The sequence below is a fragment of the Arthrobacter sp. CAN_A6 genome, from assembly GCF_015751715.1.
Taxonomy (GTDB): Bacteria; Actinomycetota; Actinomycetes; order Actinomycetales; family Micrococcaceae; genus Arthrobacter_D.
Genome location: NZ_JADOUV010000007.1, coordinates 79864 through 97246 on the forward strand (window position 1 = coordinate 79864; position 17383 = coordinate 97246).

At 66.3% G+C, this 17383-nt stretch carries 15 protein-coding genes; 7 read left to right on the forward strand and 8 right to left on the reverse strand.

The annotated features are described in order from the left end of the window. Positions 1-1347 (forward strand): histidinol dehydrogenase, encoded by a 1347-nt coding sequence (gene hisD, locus IWX75_RS12435; RefSeq protein ID WP_334684316.1) that lies wholly within the window; start codon positions 1-3, stop codon positions 1345-1347. A 114-nt stretch (positions 1348-1461) separates the two neighbouring features. Beyond that, complete coding sequence (gene nrdR / locus IWX75_RS12440; protein ID WP_196822560.1) at positions 1462-1959, forward strand: transcriptional regulator NrdR; 498 nt, start codon at positions 1462-1464, stop codon at positions 1957-1959. 92 nt (positions 1960-2051) lie between these two features. Here the strand turns inward: nrdR and ppgK are convergent, their stop codons facing one another. Both ppgK and map read right to left on the reverse strand, forming a co-directional pair. Continuing rightward, the gene (gene ppgK / locus IWX75_RS12445) at positions 2052-2873 is read right to left on the reverse strand and encodes a polyphosphate--glucose phosphotransferase (protein ID WP_196822561.1); all 822 of its coding nucleotides are present in this window, start codon (positions 2871-2873) and stop codon (positions 2052-2054) included. Between the two features lie 96 nt (positions 2874-2969). Beyond that, the gene (gene map / locus IWX75_RS12450; protein ID WP_196822562.1) at positions 2970-3845 is read right to left on the reverse strand and encodes a type I methionyl aminopeptidase; all 876 of its coding nucleotides are present in this window, start codon (positions 3843-3845) and stop codon (positions 2970-2972) included. Between the two features lie 58 nt (positions 3846-3903). Here map and IWX75_RS12455 point away from each other — a divergent pair, with 58 nt between their 5' ends. Next, positions 3904-4065 carry an SPOR domain-containing protein gene (locus tag IWX75_RS12455; RefSeq protein WP_196822563.1) on the forward strand — a complete coding sequence of 54 codons (162 nt, stop codon included), beginning with the start codon at positions 3904-3906 and terminating at the stop codon, positions 4063-4065. Between the two features lie 24 nt (positions 4066-4089). Here the strand turns inward: IWX75_RS12455 and panB are convergent, their stop codons facing one another. After that, a complete protein-coding gene (gene panB / locus IWX75_RS12460) occupies positions 4090-4977 on the reverse strand; it encodes a 3-methyl-2-oxobutanoate hydroxymethyltransferase (RefSeq protein WP_196822564.1) in 888 nt (295 codons plus the stop codon). 178 nt (positions 4978-5155) lie between these two features. Here panB and IWX75_RS12465 point away from each other — a divergent pair, with 178 nt between their 5' ends. Together IWX75_RS12465 and IWX75_RS12470 are read left to right on the forward strand one after the other, a co-directional pair. After that, the gene (locus tag IWX75_RS12465; protein WP_026532417.1) at positions 5156-6496 is read left to right on the forward strand and encodes a glutamine synthetase family protein; all 1341 of its coding nucleotides are present in this window, start codon (positions 5156-5158) and stop codon (positions 6494-6496) included. A gap of 44 nt (positions 6497-6540) precedes the next feature. Further along, positions 6541-9537 (forward strand): bifunctional [glutamine synthetase] adenylyltransferase/[glutamine synthetase]-adenylyl-L-tyrosine phosphorylase, encoded by a 2997-nt coding sequence (locus IWX75_RS12470; protein ID WP_196822692.1) that lies wholly within the window; start codon positions 6541-6543, stop codon positions 9535-9537. Between the two features lie 183 nt (positions 9538-9720). Here IWX75_RS12470 and glnA read toward each other — a convergent pair whose 3' ends face one another. After that, positions 9721-11145 (reverse strand): type I glutamate--ammonia ligase, encoded by a 1425-nt coding sequence (gene glnA / locus IWX75_RS12475; protein ID WP_196822565.1) that lies wholly within the window; start codon positions 11143-11145, stop codon positions 9721-9723. A gap of 240 nt (positions 11146-11385) precedes the next feature. Here glnA and IWX75_RS12480 point away from each other — a divergent pair, with 240 nt between their 5' ends. Beyond that, entirely contained in the window at positions 11386-11823 is a 438-nt protein-coding gene (locus IWX75_RS12480; protein ID WP_196822566.1) for an RDD family protein, read from the forward strand. A 52-nt stretch (positions 11824-11875) separates the two neighbouring features. On the opposite strand, the gene IWX75_RS12485 is transcribed toward IWX75_RS12480, so the two are convergent. From IWX75_RS12485 to lipB, 3 genes are all read right to left on the reverse strand, one after another. Next, complete coding sequence (locus tag IWX75_RS12485) at positions 11876-12625, reverse strand: DUF4191 domain-containing protein (RefSeq protein ID WP_196822567.1); 750 nt, start codon at positions 12623-12625, stop codon at positions 11876-11878. 68 nt (positions 12626-12693) lie between these two features. Then, positions 12694-13695: a lipoyl synthase gene (gene lipA / locus IWX75_RS12490; protein ID WP_196822568.1), complete on the reverse strand. Its 1002-nt coding sequence runs from the start codon at positions 13693-13695 to the stop codon at positions 12694-12696. Further along, positions 13692-14414, reverse strand: coding sequence for a lipoyl(octanoyl) transferase LipB (gene lipB / locus IWX75_RS12495; protein ID WP_196822569.1), 723 nt, complete (start codon positions 14412-14414; stop codon positions 13692-13694). Before lipB ends, lipA begins: the two co-directional genes overlap by 4 nt. An 84-nt stretch (positions 14415-14498) precedes the next feature. On the opposite strand from lipB, the gene IWX75_RS12500 reads away from it, so the two are divergent. Continuing rightward, entirely contained in the window at positions 14499-16364 is a 1866-nt protein-coding gene (locus IWX75_RS12500) for a serine/threonine-protein kinase (RefSeq protein ID WP_196822570.1), read from the forward strand. 39 nt (positions 16365-16403) lie between these two features. On the opposite strand, the gene IWX75_RS12505 is transcribed toward IWX75_RS12500, so the two are convergent. Beyond that, positions 16404-17300, reverse strand: a complete 897-nt coding sequence (locus IWX75_RS12505) for a TIGR01777 family oxidoreductase (protein ID WP_196822571.1) — start codon at positions 17298-17300, stop codon at positions 16404-16406. Positions 17301-17383: the final 83 nt, after the last annotated feature.

Consider the following 17383-nt stretch of genomic DNA (forward strand, 5'->3'; position numbering starts at 1 on the left):
GTGACTTCAACCAGCAATGCTCCAGCGGGGGACGCCTTCCGCACCCTCGACCTGCGCGGTACCGACCTCTCCCCGGGCCAGCTCCGGCGTGCCATGCCCCGCGCCGCGCCCAGCGAGCATTCCTCGGAAACCGTCGTCGCGGGGATCATCAGCGACGTCCGTGCTCGCGGGCTCGCAGCCCTGACCGACCTCGCTGCCCGGTTCGACGGCGTCGAGCAGCTCCATCCCCGGGTGCCCGGTGCCGTGATCGACAGAGCCCTGCAGTCCCTGGATCCCGCCGTGCGAGCCGCACTGGAGGAGTCGATCGCGCGGGCGAGGGTGTTCGCCGGCGCGCAGAAGCCTGCCGACGTCGACGTCGAGATCAGCGAAGGCGCCCGGCTCACCTCCCGGTGGGTGGCAGTCGACCGCGTGGGGCTGTACGTGCCGGGAGGGCTCGCCGTCTACCCGTCGTCGGTGATCATGAATGTGGTTCCGGCGCAGGCCGCCGGCGTGGCTTCGCTCGCCCTGGCCTCGCCCCCGCAGAAGGAATTCGGCGGTTGGCCGCACCCGGTCATCCTCGCCGCGGCAGCGATGCTCGGCATCGATGAGGTCTACGCGATCGGCGGCGCCCAGGCCGTGGCTGCCCTGGCCTACGGCATCGCGGAGTCCGACGCCGGCCCTGCCATCGAACCGGTCAACGTGATCACCGGACCCGGAAACATCTTCGTCGCGACCGCCAAGCGGCTGGTGAGGTCAGTGGTGGGAATCGATTCCGAGGCAGGCACCACCGAGATCGCCGTGCTCGCCGATGGCACCGCGGACCCCGCACTCATTGCTGCCGACCTCGTCAGCCAGGCCGAGCACGATCCGGACGCGGCCTCGGTCCTCATCACCGATTCCCCCGCGCTCGCCGAATCCGTGCGCCGCGAATTGTCCGCCCGCAGTTTCGCAACGAAGCATTCGGAGCGGGTCCGCACTGCGCTGGCCGGTCCGCAATCCGGAACCATCCTGGTGGAGGATATGGAACACGGCGTGCGGGTGTGCAACGCCTATGCGGCGGAACACCTGGAAATCCATACCGCCGACGCCGAGGCGGTTGCCGCACGCATCCGCAGCGCCGGGGCCGTCTTCGTCGGGAAGTACACACCCGTCAGCCTCGGGGACTACTGCGCAGGTTCCAATCACGTACTGCCGACAGCAGGAACGGCGGCGTTCGCATCGGGGCTGAATGTGACGACATTCCTGCGGATGGTGCAGTTCGTTTCCTACAGCAGGGACGCACTGCAGGAGGTCCGGCAGCACATTGCCGCACTTTCCTCCGCAGAGAATCTGCCGGCTCATGGCGAAGCGGTCGAAGCACGCTTCTAGGCGGATAATACCAGATGTAGTAATTGCAGCCTTGTAGTTTCACCAGATGTAGTCCTACACTTGACTTGATACGACTGATCAGCGCGACCAGCCAGAGGAAAGCAGGCATGGCACATGTATTGTCCCTACTGCCGCAATCCTGACTCGCGGGTGGTCGACAGTCGCCTGGCCGACGACGGCTCGGCGATCCGGCGTCGGCGTCAGTGTCCCCAGTGTGCGCGGCGTTTCACCACTGTTGAAACCACGAGCCTGAGTGTCGTCAAACGATCCGGTGCAGGAGAGCCTTTCAGCAGGGGCAAGATCATCAATGGCGTCCGCAAGGCATGCCAGGGCCGGCCCGTCACCGAGGATGACCTCGCGCTCCTGGCGCAGGAAGTCGAGGAAACGGTGCGCGCCAGCGGTGTCGCGGAAATCGACGCCCACGAGGTGGGCCTCGCGATTCTCGGCCCGCTCCGCAAACTCGACCAGATCGCCTATCTCCGCTTCGCGAGCGTCTACCAGGGATTTGAGTCCCTCGAGGATTTCGACGAAGCGATCTCCCTCCTCCGCCATCAGTCGCAGGAGAGCCAGCGGGTTCCCACCGGCGCGCAGCGGCCGCTGACGGCACGATAGACCTCAGGAGAACCGTCTCCTCCGGAAGCGGTGGGAAGCGGATCGACCCTCGAATTCCGCCGGCGCGGCCGGGCGGCTGCAGCACCGTGGTGCTAGATCTTTCTCCGTTCCAGCAGGATAGCGGCCTGCAACGCTCCGCCCACGATTCCCGCCTGGTTCTTGAGCTGCGCCGGGATGATGGGGGTGCGGAGGTTCAAGCCCGGCAGGTAATCCGCGCTGCGTTTGGAGATTCCCCCGCCGACAATTATCAGTTCCGGGGAGAACAGGAACTCGACATGCGAGAAGTACCGCTGGAGCCGGACCGTGTATTCGTCCCAACCGATGCCGTCACGCTCGCGGGCGACGGCCGACGCCCTGGTCTCGGCGTCGTGGCCGTCGATCTCCAGGTGGCCGAGTTCCACGTTGGGGACGAGCCGGCCGTCGAAGATGAACGCGGAGCCGATCCCGGTGCCCAGCGTGATGACCAGGACCGTGCCCAGCTTGCCCTTGCCTGCGCCGTAGCGGACCTCGGCGAGACCGGCGGCGTCGGCGTCGTTGATCACGTGCACATCCCGCCCGAGGACCTTCGTGAACAGGGCATCCACATCGGTGTCGACCCAGCTCTTGTCGACGTTCGCCGCCGAGCGCGCCACTCCGTGCTGGATGATGGCCGGGAACGTCACTCCGACCGGCACGTCCTCCGACGGCCCTTCAGGCCGTGAACTGAGTTCCTTCACGATCTCGGCCACAACAGCGGCCACGGCCTCGGGTGTGGAGGGCTTCGGCGTCGGAATGCGGAAACGTTCCCCCACGACCACGCCCTTTTCAAGGTTGACGATGCCGCCCTTGATGCCCGTGCCTCCGATGTCGACGCCGATGACGGTGGCGGGCATCGACTTCTTGCCGGGTTTCTTCTTCTCGGTGTCCTTGGGCATTATTCTCCAGAGGTCGGTGGTCGGTGGTCGGCTGCGGGCCGAGGGGATTGGTCGGGCTGAGAGGTGGGGCTGAGGGAACGGAGCCGGCAGTGGCTACTAGGGCTTGGTCAGAATTTCGGCGCCGCGGTCGGTCACCAGCAGTGTGTGCTCGAATTGTGCGGTGCGCTTGCGGTCCTTCGTGACGACGGTCCAGTCGTCCGGCCACATGTCCCACTCGATGGTGCCGAGGGTGAGCATCGGTTCGATCGTGAACACCATTCCGGGCTCAATGACGCGGTTGTAGGCGGGCGCGGCGTCGTAGTGGGGAATGATCAGCCCCGTGTGGAACGCCTCGCCGACCCCGTGCCCGGTGAAGTCACGCACAACACCATAACCGAACCGGCGCGCGTAGGACTCGATGGCGCGGCCTACGACATTTATTTCACGACCCGGCGCCACCGCGCGGATGGCCCGGTTGAGCGACTCCTGCGTGCGCTCGACGAGGAGCCGGGACTCCTCATCGACGTCGCCGATGAGGAAGGTGTGGTTGGTGTCGCCATGCACGCCGTCGAGGTAGGCCGTGATGTCGATGTTGAGGATGTCGCCGTCCCGCACCACCGTGGAGTCGGGGATGCCGTGGCAGATCACCTCGTTCAAGGACGAACACAGGGACTTCGGAAATCCGCGGTACCCGAGCGTGGAGGGGTACGCGCCGTGGTCGAGGAGGAACTCGTGCCCCACCCGGTCCAGTTCGTCGGTGGTGACCCCCGGTACCGCGTGTGCTCCGACTTCCACGATGGCCTGCGCGGCGACCTTGCTGGCGCGCCGGATCCTTTCGATGGTTTCAGCGCTTTTGACCTCGGAACCCGTGAATTTCGCTGGTGCTGTGCGTCCCACATATTCGGGACGGACGATGTCCTTCGGCACGGGCCGCTGGGGGCTGACGGTGCCGCGTTCAAGGATTCCAGCGGGTGCAGTTGCAGAGGAAGGCATACCCTTGATCTTATAGGCGAGGCCGGCATGACGAAGCGAAATACGTCCAAGGAGCAACATGAGCGAATACTGGTTCAACGTCCGCACTCACGAGGTGGAGGTCGACGCGCAGTCCGACTGGTCGCAGCTCATCGGCCCCTACGAAACGCGGGCAGAGGCAGAGAAGGCCCTCGAGAAGGTTGAGCAGCGGAACAAGGCGTGGGACGCCGAAGACGACTGAACTTCCGGGAAAGGGACCGGGCAGCTAGAAGGAGTGCTCCGGACCGGGGAACGCGCCGGACCGGACCTCCTCGGCATAGGTCCGTGCGGCGCTGGAGAGAACGCTCCGGAGATCGGCATACTGCTTCACGAATCGTGCCTGTTTTCCGCCGCCGAGACCGGCCATGTCCTGCCACACCAGCACCTGGCCCGTGGTGGATGCCCCCGCGCCGATACCGATCGTGGGCACCGGCACTGCGGCGTCGACGTCGGCCGCCGTCTGTGCCGGCACCATCTCCAAAAGGATGCTGAAGGCTCCGGCGTCGGCGAGCGTGACGGCGTCGTCGAGGATCCGCTGGGAAGCATCGCCGCGGCCCTGCACCCGGTAGCCGCCGAGCGCATGTTCGCTCTGCGGCGTGAAGCCGATGTGGGCCATGACGGGGATGCCTGCCTTGACCAACGCCCGCACCGTTTCCGCGTACTCGGCGCCGCCCTCCATCTTGACCGCGTGGACGAGGCCCTCCTTGAGGAGCCGGACGGCGGACTGCACCGCCTGTTCGGGGGAGACCTCGTAGCTGCCGAAGGGAAGGTCTGCCACCACCAGCGCGTGCCTGGCGGCGGTGCTGACGGCCCGGGAGAAAAGGATCATCTCATCAAGGGTGATCGGCAGTGTGGTGGCATGTCCCAGCACGTTGTTGGCAGCGGAATCCCCGACGAGCAGCACCTCGATGCCGACCTCGTCGAAGAGCTGGGCCGCGTACTGGTCATAGGCGGTGAGCATCGCGAACCGCCTGCCCTCGGCCTTCGCCTGCTGAAGGTGATGGGTGCGGATTCGTCGGGGACCGGACGCGGTCTGCTGCGGATCAGCGGACGGCGCGGCAGCGCCCACGCCGTACGGCGCTGGAATCTCGGCGGAGTTCTCGGCGGAGGTCATAGTCGAGAGCCTAGCGGAGGAGTGGAACGGCAAGGTTCCTGCATTCCGTGCAGGTTACCCCGCCGTAACATCCGGGCGTCATAATGGTCCGGTCCGGTGGAGGGAATTCGCTGTCGGCTGTCGCTAGAGTGAAGAGTGGATCGAAGCGCCGTGGAAGCGGCAGAAAAGTGGGTTGTTCATGGATCGGCAGCAGGAATTTGTACTGCGCACCATCGAGGAGCGGGACGTGCGCTTTGTCCGGCTGTGGTTCACCGACGTCGTCGGTTCACTGAAGTCCGTGGCGCTGGCCCCGGCTGAGGTGGAAGGCGCGTTCGAGGAGGGCCTCGGGTTCGATGGCTCGTCGATCGAAGGCCTTGCACGCGTCTTCGAGTCGGATATGCTGGCGCAGCCCGACCCCTCGACCTTCCAGATCCTGCCCTGGCGCGGTGACAAAGAACAGACTTCGCGGATGTTCTGCGACATCCTGACCCCCGACGGGCAGCCCTCCACGGCCGATCCACGCGGCGTGCTGAAGAAGACGCTCGCCACGGCGGCCGACATGGGGTTCACCTGCTACACCCACCCGGAGATCGAGTTCTACCTCCTTGAATCGGACGAGCTCGGACCCGATGGACAGCCCGTCCCGGTGGACCAGGCCGGCTACTTCGACCACGTCCCGGGAGGTGTCGCCCAGGATTTCCGGCGCACCGCCGTCGCCATGCTCGAATCAGTGGGCATCTCCGTGGAGTTCAGTCACCACGAGGCCGGCCCCGGGCAGAACGAGATCGACCTGCGCTATGCCGATGCGCTCCAGACCGCGGACAACATCATGACGTTCCGGACCATCATTAAGGAAGTGGCGCTGACCCAGAACAGCTACGCCACCTTCATGCCGAAACCGTTCTCGGAGCACCCCGGCTCGGGCATGCACACCCACTTCTCGCTGTTCGAGGGCGACACCAACGCTTTCTTCGAGGCAGGAGCCGAGTTCCAGCTCTCGCGCACCGCACGGCAGTTCATCGCGGGCATCCTGCGCCACGCCCCAGAGTTCACTGCCGTCACCAACCAGTTCGTGAACTCCTACAAGCGCCTGTGGGGCGGGGGAGAAGCTCCCAGTTACCTCTCCTGGGGCCACAACAACCGCTCCGCCCTGGTGCGCGTACCCCTCTACAAGCCGAACAAGGGCCAGTCCGCCCGGATCGAGTACCGTGGCATCGACTCGGCCAGCAACCCCTACCTGGCTTATTCAGTGCTGCTCGGTGCGGGACTCAAGGGCATCCAGGAGGAGTACGAGCTGCCGCAGGGCGCCGAGGACGACGTCTGGAGCCTCACTGCAGCCGAGCGGCGCGCCATGGGCCACGATCCCCTTCCCGCGAGCCTCCATGATGCAACGCGGGCCATGGAGGAGTCCGAACTCGTCGCCGAGATCCTGGGGGAGCAGGTCTTCGAGAATTTCCTGCGGAACAAGCGTGCCGAGTGGCATGACTACCGCATCCAGGTGACGCCGTACGAGCTCCGCCGCAACCTGGGGATCCTCTAACGGCACGCGCCCAGGGAGCCGGTGGAACGAGCTCCAACGGGAAACTGATCAGCTCGGGGTTCACGGACCTCGAGCAGAGCAGGCGCTTCCTCGCCGCCCCGGAACTCGACGGGATCGACGAGGTAGTCCTGTTCGACGCCCTGGGGGCCTCCGCCAGTCCTGACCTCGCCCTGCAGTCCTGCGTCCGGCTGCTGGCCGCCCACCCGGAAGCGGTGTCCCTCATCACGGGAGACACCGCGCGCTGCACCGCACTGTTCCGTCTCCTCGGGGCGTCCGAGGCACTCGGCGAGTTCCTCATGCGCCACCCGGAGCACCTCGACGTCGTTCGACCGTTCACCGGACGGATGCCGCCGGTCGATGACCGGTCGCTGCGGGCCTCCCTCCTGGAAGCCGTCGGAGCGGATCCCGGGAATGACAACCCCATAGCGGGAATCACCGGAACCGAGGCGCACCAGCGCCTGCGGACGACGTACCGGCGGCACCTGACGGACCTGGCCGTGCGTGACCTGTCGGCCCCCTCGCCCGTCGATCACCTGCCCGCGGTCGGCAGGGAACTTGCGGACCTCGCAGCCGCGGCGCTCGAGGCGTCCCTCGCCGTCGCACGCAGGGAAGCCGCCTCGACCCACGATCCCGACGACGTCGCGAAGGTGCAGCTCGCAGTGATCGCGATGGGCAAGTGCGGCGCCGGTGAGCTGAACTACATCTCCGACGTCGATGTCATCTATGTTGTCGATGCACCAGGACTGGATGAAGCGCAGGCTACCCGGATCGGCACCTTCCTCGCGTCCGGAATCTCCCGCGGAGTCTATTCGCCCGGGGTCGAACCGGCCCTCTGGGAGGTCGATGCGAACCTGCGACCCGAGGGGCGGGACGGTCCGCTGGTCCGCACACTCGAGTCCCACCTGAGCTACTACGCACGTTGGGCGCAGATGTGGGAGTTCCAGGCGCTCCTGAAGGCCCGTGCGGTGGCGGGTGACCCCGGGCTGGGCCGCCGTTACGAAGAGGCTATCGCGCCGCTTGTCTGGGCCTCCTCCCAGCGCGACGGCTTCGTCGAGGCGGTGCGGGCCATGCGGCGGAGGGTGACGGAGAACATCCCCCGCAGCGAGGAGGCCCGACAGCTCAAGCTGGGACCCGGTGGCCTCCGCGACATCGAATTCACCGTCCAACTGCTCCAGCTCGTGCACGGGCGGGTCGATATTAGCCTGCGGGTGCGGGACACCGTGGGCGCCATCAAGGCGCTCAGTGCCGGCGGTTACATCGGGCGCTCGGATGCGATGGACTTCGACGACGCCTACCGCTACCTCCGCGTGCTCGAGCACCGCCTCCAGCTGACCCGGATGCGCCGCACGCACCTGATGCCGAAGAACGACGACGAGGCCGCCCTCCGCGCCCTGGCGCGTTCGTCGGAGGGCGCGCTGGTGAGCGTGCGTCCCAGCGCCCAGGGACTGCTCGAGAAATGGCAGCGTACCAAGCGCCTGGTCCGGCGCCTTCACGAGTCGATCTTCTACCGACCGCTCCTCAACACGGCTGCGAACCTGAGCGCGGAGGATGTCCAGCTCACCCCCGAAGCGGCACAGGCGCGGCTCGCGGCGCTCGGCTACTCGGATCCGAAGGGTGCGATGCGCCACATCGAGGCCCTCACCGGCGGAATCCGGCGCCGGGCTGTGCTCCAGCGCCAGCTCCTGCCGATCCTGCTGGCCTGGTTCGCCGACGGCGTCGATCCCGACGCCGGACTGCTGGGCTTCCGGCGGCTCAGCGAGTCGCTCGGGGAGAGCCACTGGTACCTCGGGATGCTGCGGGACTCGAAGGCCGCCGCTGAACGGCTCTGCGCTGTACTTTCGAGCAGCCGGTTCATCACCGACCTGCTCGAGGTCTCGCCCGAATCGACCAAGTGGCTCGGGTCCGACAGTGAGCTGATCCCTGACAGCTTCGACGTGCAATGGCAGGAGATCCAGTCGAAGATGTCACGCCACCCGGAGCCGTTGGAGGCGATGCGGCTCATCCGGCTGATCCGCCGCCGCGAACTCCTCCGGATCGCGATCGCCGACAGCGCGGGACTGCTGACCCAACCCGAGGTCGGTCGCGCACTCTCCGACGCCGATCGGGCGGCCGTACTCGGGGCGCTGCACGTCGCGGAGAAGGCCGTCTACGCCACCGAGGAGCGCGTGACCGACGTCGTCGTGATGGCCATGGGGCGCCAGGGCGGCCGGGAGATCACCTACGGGTCCGACGCCGACGTCATGTACGTCCACCGGCCACACCCGGGCGCGGACGCCGCCGCCGCGCAGCAGCAGGCCGAGAAGGTGGTCGCGCAGCTCGCGGCGCTTCTGACCCAACCCTGCAAGCCGCCCGTTCTCGCGGAGCGGGTGCTGGAGATCGACGCCGCCCTGCGGCCGGAGGGCAAGCAGGGGCCGATGGTGCGGTCACTGGAATCATTCCGGGAGTACTACAAGCGGTGGTCGTTGATCTGGGAGGCCCAGGCGCTCCTTCGTGCGCGGCCGCTCGCCGGAGACGACGCGCTCGCCCGGGACTTCCTCGCGCTGATCGACCCCATCCGCTATCCCGCCGAGTTGTCCGATACCGACCTTCGGGAAATCCGCCGGATCAAGGCCCGGGTCGAAGCGGAGCGCCTGCCACGTGGTGCCGATCCGTCACGTCACCTGAAGCTCGGTCGCGGGGCCCTGAGCGACGTCGAATGGCTGGTCCAGCTCCTGCAGCTCCGGCATGCGCACGCCGTCCCGATCCTGAGGACGGCGTCGACGCTCGAGGCCCTCGACGCTCTGGGGGACGCGGAACTTCTGCCCCGGGAGGACCTTGCGACCCTCCGGCGAAGCTGGGCCCTTGCCACCCGCATCCGGGCGGCGAACGTCATCTGGACCGGCCGCAGCTCGGACCTCCTGCCCTCCTCCCGCCGTGATCTCGAGGCGGTGGCGCGGTGGTGCGGGTACGGGCCCGAGAGCGGAGCGCGGCTCGAGGAGGACTACCTGAAGCTGACCCGCCGCAGCCGTGCGGTATTCGAGCGCCACTTCTACGGATACTGACGCGGGCGGACGGTTGCGTTCAAGGCCGTACCCGGCACGCCCACTGGCGAGAAGATGGTCGGTCCGGGGAAGCTATCGCCTCACCACGACGGAGCGGCCGCTGCCCTACGGATAAGTACCCGTAGGGCAGCGGCCGCTCGAATGTCCCGGTGGGGAGACGCCGTCGTGCAGGAAACCTGTCTGCTAGACGCCGTAGTACAGCTCGAACTCGTAGGGGTTCGGGCGCAGTGACAGCGGACGGATCTCCATCTCGCGCTTGTAGTCCACCCAGGTGTCGATCAGGTCCTGGGTGAAGACGCCGCCGGCCTGCAGGAACTCGTTGTCGGCTTCGAGGGCCAGCAGTGCCTCCTCGAGGGAGCCGGGAGCCTTCTGGATATCCTTGGCCTCTTCGGCAGGAAGCTCGTAGAGGTCCTTGTCGATCGGATCGGCCGGCTCGATGCGGTTCTTGATTCCGTCCAGCCCGGCCATGAGCTGTGCAGCGAAGGCGAGGTACGGGTTGGAGGAGGGATCCGGCGCGCGGAACTCGATGCGCTTCGCCTTGGGGTTGGATCCGGTGATCGGGATGCGGATGCCGGCGGAGCGGTTGCCCTGGGAATAGACCATGTTCACGGGGGCCTCGAAGCCCTTGACGAGGCGGCGGTACGAGTTGACCGTCGGGTTGGTGAACGCCAGGACCGCCGAGGCGTGCTTCAGCAGACCGCCGATATACCAGCGGGCCATGTCGGAGAGGCCTGCGTAACCCTTCTCGTCGTAGAAGAGCGGAACGCCGTCGCTCCACAGTGACTGGTGGCAGTGCATCCCCGAGCCGTTGTCACCGAAGACAGGCTTGGGCATGAACGTGGCCGACTTGCCCCACGCATCGGAGACGTTCTTGACGATGTACTTGAACTTCTGCAGGTCGTCGGCAGCGTGGGTCATCGTGGTGAATTTGTAGTTGATCTCGGCCTGGCCTGCGCCGCCCACCTCGTGGTGCGACCGCTCGACCTCAAGGCCCGCCTTGTCCAGTTCCACGCAGATCGCGTCGCGAAGGTCCGCCTGCTTGTCGACAGGGGACACGGGGAAGTAGCCGCCCTTGAACGGCGTCTTGTTGCCGAGGTTTCCGCCGATTTCCTCGCGGCCGCTGTTCCAGGGCGCTTCGATCGAGTCGACCTTATAGAAGCTGCCCTGCGGTGAGGACTCGTACTGGACGTTGTCGAAGATGAAGAACTCGGCCTCGGGGGCGAAGAAGGCGGTATCCGCGATGCCGGTGGACGCCAGGTAGGCCTCCGCCCGTTCCGCCACGCCGCGCGGGTCGCGGTGGTAAGGATCACCGGTACGCGGGTTCACGATCGAGAAGTTCAGGGCGAGGGTCTTCTCGGTCCGGAAGGGATCGATGAACGCGGTGGTGACGTCGGGAATCAGCTGCATGTCCGATTCGGCGATGCCCTGGAAGCCACGGATGGAGGAGCCGTCGAACAATTGGCCGTGAACGAAGAAGTCAGCGTCGACCGACTTCGCCGGCACGTTGAAGTGCTGCTGCACCCCGGGTAGGTCGGTGAATCGGACGTCGACGAACTTGACCTCTTCGTCAGCGATGTATTTGAGGACTTCGTCCGCATTTTTGAACATCGATTTATGCTCCTTACGCATGGCTGTGGGGATGAACGGGCCGCACGGAGTGCTGCCGGTAACTTGTTCCAACTGTAGGCGCGCACGGTTACCCGCCGGTGTCGGCTTTGTTTCCGGCTCGTTTCCTGGCCGGTGGGAGTACTTCGGTGTCCTTCGAGCCTATCCCGAAAGAGTCAGATGCTGCAGGTGCCGGGCTTTCCGACGCACGGCGGGCGCCTCGACCCGCAGTAATCTTGGAGGGTGGTCAATAGAAACGACGTCGGATCCTGGTTGAACGGCCCACCACCCGCGGGCGGCTCCGCATGGCCGGGGCAACGCCTCGGGCGCCCGGAGGGCGGGCCGGGGTCGATCGCGCGGCTGGGACCACGGATCGGGGCGATCGCCGTCGACTGGGCCTTGTGCTCGCTGGTTTCTGCCGCGTTCTTCAACTGGGACGGTCTGGCGACCCTGCTGATCTTCCTCGTCGAACAGGTCCTGCTCGTGGGCTTCTTCGGCTACAGCATCGGTCACCGGGTCTTTCGCATGCAGGTGCAGACCCTCTATGGCCGGCCGGCGAAATATCCGACCGCCACCGTCCGCGCGGTCCTCGTGTGCCTGGTGGTCCCGGCACTCATCTTCGATGTCGATCAGCGCGGACTTCACGATCGGGCACGAGGAACGGTGCTCGTCCGCATCTAGTGCATCTGGTGCGTGAACGAACCCTAGCGTCCGCTGGTGCGAGAACGAACCCCTAGCGTCCGCGCATCGCCTTACGGTCCGGCCGTGCCTTGAAGGGATCGACACCCTTGGGGATCGGAAGTTTCGTGCCGAGTGCGGCGAGCCGCTTGTCGACCGCATAGACTTCCTGCTTCGTGAGTGACTTCTTGAGCTTCTGGATGGTTTTCGGAACCTTGGCAAGGGCTACCTGACCCTTATCCCGTCCGGTCTCGAGGACATGGACCGGCACATTGGGGACGATCCGGCTCATCTTGCGGCGTTCGCCGTCCACGAGCTGCTTGACGCGTGCCGACGGACCCTCGGACACGAGGATGATTCCCGGCCTTCCAATGACGCGGAACACCGCATCCTGGGTGCGGGGATTGACCGCAACCGGCTGCTCCTGGAGGATCCAGCCCCTGCGCAACACGCTGAGCGCAGCGCCGGCCGCTCCCGGTTTTCCTTCGATCTGGGAGAAGGCGGCGCGTTCGGCCTTCCGCGAGAGGATGAAAACCGCGGCAAGGAAGGCGAGCGGCAAGGAAATGAGGAGGAGCGTGATGACGTTCTGGATCAGCACGCCGATCAGCAGACCGACGGCCACGATTCCCACGAACGCCAGCAGCATGAACCACACAACGCTGGGGTCGTTCCGGCGCGTCATCTTGAAGACTTCGACGATCTGCTTCATCCGCCCGGTTTTCTTCGGCCCTTTCGCGGCCTTGGGCTTGCGGGAGAACAGACGCCGTTTAGGCGCGGGGGAGGAGGACTCAGTGCTGTGCGACATAGTTCTACAATCCTACGTGATGGCCGCGGTCCCGCGGTCGGGCACCGCCACCGGCGACGGGCAGGAGATCAGCCTGCGAGGAGGGTGGAAGCTTCCTGCAGGGTGGAGCCGGAATCCTCGATGTGCGCGAGTTCGGGGGGCAGCTCAAGGCCCTTCTTGCGCATCGCCCCGGCCCATAGCCTGCCGGCACGGTAGGAGGAGCGCACCAGCGGACCAGCCATGACGCCGAGGAATCCGATCTCCTCGGCCTCGTCCCGCAGGTCGACGAACTCTCCGGGCTTCACCCAGCGGTCGACAGGGAGGTGCCGCTCGCTCGGGCGAAGGTACTGGTTGATGGTGATGAGGTCACAGCCGGCGGCGTGCAGGTCGCGGAGGGCTTCGGAGATTTCTGCCCGGGTCTCGCCCATGCCGAGAATCAGGTTCGACTTCGTCACCATTCCGAGGTCCCGGCCCCGCGTGATGACGTCGAGCGAGCGTTGGTAGCGGAACGCTGGTCGGATCTTCTTGAAGATCCGCGGAACCGTCTCCACGTTGTGGGCGAAAACCTCGGGAGCCGCATCGCAGATGGCCGCGATGTGTTCGGGGCGGCCGGAGAAGTCCGGAATGAGGATCTCGACTCCCGTGCCAGGATTCATGCTGTGGATCTGGCGGATGGTCTCGGCGTAGAGCCAGACGCCCTCGTCGGGAAGATCGTCCCGCGCCACTCCGGTAACGGTGGCGTAGCGGAGGTTCATCGACTTCACGGACTGCGCCACCTTGAACGGCTCGCTCCGATCCAGCGGCTGGGGCTTCCCGGTGTCGATCTGGCAGAAATCGCAGCGGCGGGTGCACTCGGAACCACCGATGAGGAACGTTGCCTCGCGGTCCTCCCAGCACTCGAAGATGTTGGGGCAGCCGGCCTCCTCGCACACGGTGTGGAGGCCTTCCTTCTTGACCAGGTTCTTCATCGCGACGAACTCGGGACCGATATTGACCTTGGCCTTGATCCAGTCCGGTTTGCGCTCGACGGGCGTCTCGGCGTTACGCGCTTCGATACGCAGCAGGCGTCGGCCTTCGGGGGCGAGACTCACAGGAAAGCTCCTTCCGGCTGGTACGACCCAGCTCGGTTAGCTGCCCCGACGAGGCGAGCACGGGCTGCCTCGTCGAGAACCAATAATGATTCATTCTTGCGCAGTTCGTCTTCAATACGCGAAACGATATCGAGCGGGGTGATGGTCCGCCCGGTTTCTGCGGAGAGGGTCGTGACACCGGCGTCGGCGATTCCGCAGGGGACGATCTGCTGGAATGGTGCGAGGTCGTTGCTGCAGTTGACTGCGAAACCGTGCATCGTCACCCTGCGTTTGACGCGGATTCCGACGGCGGCGATCTTCCGTTCCGGGCGTCCCCTGTCCGCCTCGATCCACACTCCGGACCGGCCGTCGACGCGAATGCCCTGGACCCCGTAGTCCTTCAGGACAGTGATTATTATCTCCTCGAGGATATCGACGTACCCTGCAACTTTCGTCGGCTCCGGCAGCGCGAGGATCGGGTAGCCGACGAGCTGGCCGGGCCCGTGCCAGGTGAGTTTCCCTCCGCGGTCCGCGGGCACGACGGGCGTTCCGTCGAGGGGCCGCTCGTGGTCCTCGGTCCGCTTGCCGGCCGTATATACTGCCGCGTGCTCAAGCAGCAGGACGGTACTGGGTGCGCTTCCGTTCACGACGGCGGCGTGCAGCTGCTGCTGGCGGCTCCAGCCGTCTTCGTAGCCGATGAGATGTGGGGAGAACCCAACCCGCGAGAGCTCAAGAGTCATATCTCAAGGGTAGACCCCGGGACGGTGGCGGAATGCCTGTGGATAACCATCCGGGGCGTTCCGGGGTCGGCTAGAACTGAGCTCATGGACTATTCCACGGGAATTGCGCGCGACGTCGACGGCGGGGATGGCAACGGCTTCCTGCCGCCGCGGATTGCAGGATTCCGGACGGGACGTCTGCTCGGGACGGGGGGAAGCGCCGTTGTGTGGCTCGTCGAGAGCATCGCCACCGGGGAGCCTTTCGCCCTCAAGGTGACGAGCACTTTCGATGTCGACAGCACTGCCGTCATGTCCCACCCGGGGGATCCAGCGGGAGGTGGCGTTCAGGGTCCCGGCGGGGCCGGGACCACAGCGGGCCGTGAACTGAGACTACTGCAGCGTTTCGCGCACGAGCATCTGATTCGGGTACATGAGTTCGTGCTCACCGACCAGGGCCCCGCCGTCCGGTTGGACTACGCTCCGGGCGGTTCACTGCTGCAGCTTGTCGCCAGCCGCGGTCCGCTGCCGGTCGGTGAAGCCGTCACCGTCCTTGCTCCCGTGGCGCAGGCTCTGGCCTACCTGCATTCCGAGGGGGCAGCGCATGGAGATGTCTCACCCGGTAATATCCTCTTCACCGCCGAGGGTAAACCGCTTCTCAGCGACCTCGGGGTGGGGCGCCTGCTGGGGGAGGACACAGGTGCCGTCTTCGGCACGCCCGGCTTTTCGGGGCCGGCTGCCGGCCGGGGGAGGCATTCGGGAACCAGCACAAGCGGACCGGAGCTCGATACGGGGGTGGATGTCTTCGCCCTCGCCGCGGTGGCCTGGTTCGCGCTGACCGGGCGTGTGCCTGGGCCGTCCGTCGAGCGGGCTCCGTTGTCGCTTCTCATTCCCGGGGTTCCGGTCCAGCTGATGGAGCTCATCGAAGCGGGGCTTTCGGAAGAGGAGCTGCAGCGGCCCACCGCAGCCGAATTCGCCGACGTCGTCCTGGGCTCCGGAACGCCGCTGCCCGTCGACCTCGTCGGCTCGGTCCACGAGAGCGTCCTTCCGCACCTGAGGACGCGTCGGAACGTCCAGAACAAGGACATCGGCAGGCGACGACGGGCGGGCCGGGCACCCGCGCGAACCCCCGGCAAGAGAGGAGGAAGGAATGCCAGGGAACCGAGTGGCGGGGGCGGCCCGCCGATCCGCGGAATCATCGGCGGCGCAGCCGGTGCCCTGCTGCTGCTGGGAGGGTTGGCGCTCGGCATCCCCCTTCTGACGCGCGGCGCGATGCCCGGCCTCGTCCCCGGGCTGCCGCCGTCGCCCGCTATCTCTAACCCGGGCGGGCAATTTCCGCAGCCGGGTGCCGGCGCAGTGCCCACCGGACGCACTACCGGTTCCGGATCAGGCCCGCCGGCCGGCCTCTCGACCAGTCCGCCGGCCGACCCGGCACCTGGCCCCATGACCGGCCCCGGAAATGGTCCTTCAGCCGGAACGCCGGCGAATCGGGTGCCGGCCCGTCTTCCGGCCGACCTCGGTTCCACGGATCCCATCGCTGCGCTGGCGGCTCTCGCCGAGGTTCGTGCCTCCGCGTTCACGGAAGCTGATCCGTCCCTCTTGGATGTCGTCAATGTGGCGGACTCGCCGGCGATGTCGGCCGACGCCGAAGCCGTGTCGGCACTGTCGGAATCGGGCAGGCGGCTTGACGGTCTTCGCATCACCATCGAGGACGCCGAGCGGTTGGGCAAGGCTACTGGCTTCCGCGCGGAAGGCAGGGGGGCCGGCATTCCGGTCGACGGGACAGAAGAACCGGTTGCGGCCTCTGTTGCCGCGCGGGCCGCCGTCTCCGGCTACACCCGCGTTGGGGACGACGGCACGCCGGGTTCCGTGTGGCTGCCCGCCGAAACCCAGGAGCTCGTGTTCGTGCTCCGGAACGACGGCGGTGGCTGGAAGATCTATTCAGTGCATGAATCAGCGGGGGACGAACGGTGAGCCTGCCGGTGAACCCGCAGAAGGGGTGGCCGGGCGAGGCTAGGTGGCCAGTGAGGCGCGAACCCAGGCGGCAAGGTCCCTGGAAGTGGATTGCTCGAAGGTGAACCCGGCACCGGTGAGAACGCGCGGTTCCATCCGCGCACTGACGAGGAGCAATTCATAGGCCAGACGGCCACCCAGGACTTTCAGCACTTTCTCAGGAATCCGCAGTGTGCTCGGTCTGTGCAGTGCATTCCCCAGGTCCGCGACGATGGTGCCGACCTGGGCAGGTTCTGGCGCCCCGAGATTGACGGGGCCCTCGACCGGAGCAGTCAACAGGAATTCCATGGCCCGAACCTGGTCGGTCATGGTGATCCAGGGCCACCATTGCTGCCCGGAGCCGATGGGCCCGCCACCGTACAGGCGGAGCGGAAGCAGGAGCTTGGGCAGTGCCCCTCCGCCCCTGGTCATCACGATGCCCGTGCGGGGAGTGACCACTCGAACCGGTGACGGCGCCCGGTGTGCTTCGGCTTCCCACCGGCGGCAGATGTCGGCGAGGATCGTCGCACCCGAGGACGAAGACTCGGTCAGCACCTCGTCCCCGCGGTCCCCGTAATAGCCCGAGGCTGACTGGCTGATGAAGACGGCAGGTGCATTTTTCGCGCGAATCATCGCATCCACCAGCGTCCTGGTGGGCTTGAGCCTCGAGGAGTAGAGGAGTTCCTTGTAGCTGCGTGTCCACAGCCCTCCGGCGATACCGGCACCCGAGAGATTCACCACCGCGTCGGCATCCTCTATCGCCGCTTGGTCGATCTCTCCGCGTGACGGATCCCAGTAACTCTCGTCAGGGCCGGCGGGCTTACGCCGGACGAGCCGGTGGACGTCGTGGGCTCCGCTGAGCTGCTGGACCAGTGCCGTACCGATGGTGCCGGATGCTCCGGCGATGAGGATGCGCATGGAACCATCGAACCACTCCCTACGCCATCCGGAAAACAGCGGACACTTCCGTGCGTGATGTGGTTCTGCATGTGCGGCGGCGG